At 64.3% G+C, this 5,120-nt stretch carries 2 protein-coding genes and 2 pseudogenes; all 4 read left to right on the top strand.

The window, feature by feature from the left end:
- The first annotated feature begins 222 nt into the window (after positions 1 to 222).
- The 4 genes and pseudogenes from K728_RS18150 (at position 223) to K728_RS0101570 (ending at position 5,086) form a co-directional block, all read left to right on the top strand.
- Positions 223 to 1,911, top strand: a pseudogene (locus tag K728_RS18150) (ABC-F family ATP-binding cassette domain-containing protein).
- Positions 1,912 to 1,993: 82 nt separating this feature from the next.
- Positions 1,994 to 3,188: pseudogene (locus K728_RS18145) on the top strand (MFS transporter).
- A 72-nt stretch (positions 3,189 to 3,260) separates the two neighbouring features.
- On the top strand, positions 3,261 to 4,253 hold the full coding sequence (locus tag K728_RS0101575; protein WP_019482088.1) for a daunorubicin resistance protein DrrA family ABC transporter ATP-binding protein: 993 nt from the start codon (positions 3,261 to 3,263) through the stop codon (positions 4,251 to 4,253).
- Positions 4,250 to 5,086 (top strand): ABC transporter permease, encoded by an 837-nt coding sequence (locus K728_RS0101570; RefSeq protein ID WP_019482089.1) that lies wholly within the window; start codon positions 4,250 to 4,252, stop codon positions 5,084 to 5,086. Before K728_RS0101575 ends, K728_RS0101570 begins: the two co-directional genes overlap by 4 nt.
- Positions 5,087 to 5,120 lie beyond the last annotated feature (34 nt).

Raw genomic sequence — 5,120 nt, 5'->3', positions numbered from 1 at the left:
CTCGCTGCTGGAGCCGGCTGACGCTGCCCCGTAGCCAATTCCGCACAGAGCTGCCCAGTAGCCAATTCCGCACGGAAACGGCCCCAAGGGTCAGGATCGCCGGTTGCAACCGGCAATCCTGACCCCAAGCGCCGTTTCTCGCTGCTGGGCAGCCCGCATCGGCGACAAACACCCCAGGTGGCAGGCGGGGGCCGGTTTGCCTCCGGGTGACAAACTTAAAGTGTGGCTCATCTAGACGTTTCCAACATTGACTACTTCCTCTCCGACGGGCGGCAGTTGCTCAACGCCGTCAGCTTCAAGGTCGGCGACGGGCACAAGACGGCCCTGATCGGCCCCAATGGCACGGGCAAAACCACACTGCTGCGCATCATCGCCGGCGATGTCACCGCCGATGAAGGCGCCGTCACCCGCTCCGGCAACATGGGAATCATGCGCCAGTTCGTCGGCCAGGTCAGGGATGAGACGACGGTCCGGGACCTGTTGGTCTCCGCCGCGCCGCCAGCCCTCGCCAAGGCCGCGAAAGCGGTCGACGACGCCGAGCTCGCCATGATGGAGAACGACGACGAACCCACCCAAATGCGCTACGCCCACGCGATTACCGAGTGGGGTGACGCCGGTGGCTACGAACTGGAAACCACGTGGGACGAAGTCACCATGGCTGCACTCGGGGTGCCTTACGCCCGGGCACAGTACCGGGCGTCGTCGTCGTTGTCCGGCGGCGAGCAGANAGAAACGGCTGGTCCTCGAGGCGCTGTTCTCCGGACCGGACGAGCTGCTGCTCCTCGACGAACCCGACAACTACCTCGACGTTCCCGGGAAGCGGTGGCTGGAGGCGAAGCTGAACGAGTCCAAGAAATCGGTGCTGTTCGTCAGCCACGACCGGGAACTGCTCGCCAACGCCGCCACCCGCATCATCACGCTGGAGCCTGGGGCGCTCGGCGCGTCCAGCTGGATCCACGGTGGCGGCTTCGAAACCTACCTGCAGGCCCGCACCGACCGCAACCTGAGGTTCGAGGAACTGCGGCGCCGGTGGGACGAGGAGCACCTCAAGCTCAAAGAGCTGGTCAACATGTACAAGAACAAGGCGGCGTTCCGGTCCGACATGGCCAACCGGTACCACGCCGCCCAGACCCGGCTCNCGCGAAGTTCCTTGAGGCCGGGCCGCCGGAAGCGATCCCGATAGAGCAGAACGTCACCATACGGCTCAAGGGTGGTCGCACGGCCAAGCGGGCAGTCGTCGCCCAGAAACTCGAACTCACTGGGCTGATGAAGCCGTTCAGCACCGAGATCTGGTTCGGCGACCGGGTGGGAGTGCTGGGCTCCAACGGTTCCGGCAAGTCCCACTTCCTGCGACTGCTTGCCAGTGGCGGCACCGATCCGGAGAAGGAACACGAACCGGTCTCCGAGGTCAGCATCCAGCCCGTCCCACACGAGGGAACAGTGAAGCTCGGTGCGCGGATCCGACCTGGCTTCTTCGCGCAGACCCACGTGCGACCCGACCTGCTGGGACGCACCCTGCTCGACATTCTGCACCGCGGCGATGATCACCGGTCGGGATTGCCGCGCGAAGCGGCGTCAGGAGTTCTGGACCGTTACGGTCTGGCGGGTCAGGCGGAGCAACTGTACGACTCCCTCTCGGGTGGGCAGCAGGCGCGGCTGCAGATCCTGTTGCTGGAACTCTCGGGTGCCACGCTCCTGCTGCTCGATGAGCCCACCGACAACCTCGACCTGCACTCGGCCGAGGCGCTGGAGAAGGCCATCGACGCGTTCGAGGGTACCGTGCTGGCTGTCACCCACGACCGATGGTTCGCGCGTAGTTTTGACCGGTTCATGGTTTTCGGGTCGGACGGCTTGGTGTACGAAACTGAGGAGCCGGTCTGGGATGAGGGCCGGGTGCAGCGCGACCGCTGACCCAAACGGTCGGCTGAGGCAGTAGACCGGCTCCGAAAATTGCGCATACGGTTTACTGGTGCAAACAAATGTCTTGTCGGCCATGTGGGCGACGTTCGCCGTCTTCGGCCTTAACGGCCTGGTCTTCGCGAGTTGGGCTGCCCGGATCCCGTCCGCGTCCTCAGTGCTGGGCCTCGGCTCGGGGGAGACGGGCGCCCTGTTGTTGGCTGCTGCCGCCGGATCGGTGATTGCCCTCCCCCTCGCGGGCGGGATCTCAGGCCGGGTGGGGGTCGCCAATACGGTCAGGATCGGCGGCGTGGTGTCTGCCCTCGCGGCGGTGACCATTGCCGGCGGATTGACGACGACGTCGGTCTCCCTCACCGCGATCGGGCTATTTCTCTTCGGCGTGGGCGTTGCCCTCTGGGATGTGGCCCAAAACATTGAGGGTGCCGACGTCGAGCACCGCCTCCGCCGCACCATCATGCCCAAGTTCCACGCGGCGTTCAGCGGCGGCGCCTTCGTTGGTGCAATGGTCGGCGCCGGTCTGTCACACCTCGACGTCGACCTGTCCTACCACCTGCTGGGGGTTGCCGCCGTCGTCCTCGTGGTTTCCCTCTGGGTGCCCCGCTACTTCCTGCCGGACATCTCCCACGCCGACGCGTACCCGGATACTCCCCAGCCCAGCCGGTTCGCTGCCTGGCTGGAGCCAAGGACACTGCTCATTGGGTTGGTGGTGCTGGGCGCTGCCCTGACCGAGGGTGCGGCCAACGACTGGGTGGCCAAGGCCACCGTCGACGGCTTGGGGGCCAGCGAAGCGACTGGCGCGCTCATATTCGGCGTGTTTGTGGCTGCGATGACCCTGTTTCGGTTTGTGGGCGGCGGATTGATTGACCGGTATGGCCGGGTCAGGGTGCTGCAGATCAGCCTCGGGTCGTCGCTGGTGGGGCTCATCATCTTCGTTTTTGCGCCCACCGTGCCGCTTGCGGGGGTGGGAGCGGTGCTCTGGGGTGCCGGCGCAGCGCTGGGCTTCCCGATGGGAATGTCGGCGGNNCGAACCGCGTCATGCGGCGGCCCGGGTATCTGTGGTTTCCACCATCGGCTACCTGGCGTTCCTGGCCGGACCGCCCCTCCTTGGATTCCTCGGCGATGTGGTCGGCATCCGCAACGCACTGCTCGTCGTGGGGGTGGCGGTCCTCGCCTCATTCCTGGTCGCACCCGCTGCCGCCGAACGCCGGACCGACGCCGATCCCCTGGGCACACCCGTCCCCCAGAAACTGGATCAACCGGGCCCACTCTGACCGCTTCCCTCGCGGACAAAAACTGTCCTCAATGATTACCTGCGGGCTGCTCCGAACCTTAAGATTGGACGCATGACAATTATTGAGGCCAGAGGTCTGAAAAAGACCTACAAATCGAAGAGTGGCCCCGTTCACGCGCTGGACGGGTTGGACTTGCTGGTGCCCCAGGGCACCGTCAAGGCGCTGCTCGGTCCCAACGGTGCGGGCAAGACCACCGTTGTGAAGGTCTTGACAACGCTGATCCAGCCCACGGAGGGCACGGCGTTCGTTGACGGCATCGATGTGCTCTCGAACCCCCGGGCAGCCCGTCGGATCATCGGGGCATCCGGACAGTATGCGGCAGTTGACGAGAACCTGACCGGGTTTGAAAACCTGGAAATGGTGGGCCGTCTTTACCATCTCGGAGCCAAGACGGCGAGGCGTCGTGCCCAGGAGCTGATCGACCAGTTCGAGCTCACCGAGGCCGGCAACCGCCCGGTGAAGGGTTTTTCCGGCGGTATGCGCCGCAGGATCGACCTTGCCGGGGCGCTCGTCATCAACCCGAAGATCCTGTTCCTTGACGAGCCCACCACGGGCCTTGACCCGCGGAGCCGGCTGGCCCTGTGGCAGATCATCAAGAACCTGGTCCATGACGGCACTACGTTGCTGCTCACCACCCAGTATCTTGAGGAGGCAGACCACCTGGCCGACGACATCGCGGTGATCGACGGCGGCAAGGTGATAGCTGAGGGCACCTCCGACCAACTGAAAGCCCGAATTGGCGGGCATCGCGTGGTGGTGGCCCTCGTCGACGAGTCCGATGCCGGCGCGGCCAGTGAGATCCTTGCCCGCCATGGCGAGGGTGAGGCAAGGGTTTCCAGTGACCGGCGCAGCGTCGAGGTTGCTGTCACCGAAGGACCACGCGCGTTGCAATACATCCTCGCGGACCTGGGGCAGGCCAACGTCGGGTTGCACGACGCCGGTATGCGCCGCCCCACCCTCGATGATGTGTTCCTCAAGCTCACCGGCCACACCGCGGAAAATGAGCAGGACACCGAGAAATCCGAAATGGAGCAAGCCAAATGAGTGTCCTCACCAAGCAGACGACCTACGAGAGTGTCGGCACCCCCGCGGGGCAGCTCCTCTCGGATGGATGGATCGCGACCCGCCGGAACCTGATCAAGATCAAACGGGTGCCGGAGATCCTGGTCTTCACTATCCTGCAGCCGATCATGTTCGTGTTGCTGTTCAGCCAGGTCTACGGCGGGGCAATGAACGTCTCCGACTACACCAACTTCCTGATGGCTGGAATCTTCGCCCAGACGGTGATCTTCGGGTCGACCTTCTCCGGCGCCGCTATGGCCCAGGACCTCAAGGACGGCATCATTGACCGGTTCCGCACCCTGCCGATGAACCCCGCGGCGGTGCTGATTGGTCGCACCAACGGGGACCTGGTCATCAACAGTATTTCGATGCTGATCATGATGGGCACCGGCTGGATCGTCGGCTGGCGCGTCACCACCTCCGTCTGGGGATTCCTGGGCGGCGTGGCCATCCTGCTGCTGTTCAGCTACTCCTTCAGCTGGGTGATGGCGTTGCTGGGTATGAGCGTCAGGAGCCCGGAGGTCATCAATAACGCGTCCTTCATGATCCTGTTCCCGCTGACCTTCATCTCCAACGCTTTCGTGCCAATCCACACCATGCCCGAGGTGCTGAAGAACATCGCCGAGTGGAATCCGGTTTCGGCCCTGGTCGAATCGGCCCGGCAGTTGTTCGGCAACACCAATCCGGACTTCCCGGAACCCACGGCGTGGACCCTTCAGAACCCGTTCATCACGATCTTCGTGGGGATCGCGCTGATGCTGCTCATCTTCGTGCCGCTCTGCATCAGGAAGTTTGAGTCCATCAGCTCACGGTAGACCCACGTCGGATACCCAGAAACGGCTCTTGGGG

The sequence above is a fragment of the Arthrobacter sp. CAL618 genome, assembly GCF_000468215.1.
Taxonomy (GTDB): Bacteria; Actinomycetota; Actinomycetes; order Actinomycetales; family Micrococcaceae; genus Arthrobacter_D.
The sequence above is the reverse complement of the archived record's forward strand: the minus strand, read 5'-3'. Positions and strand labels throughout refer to the sequence as shown.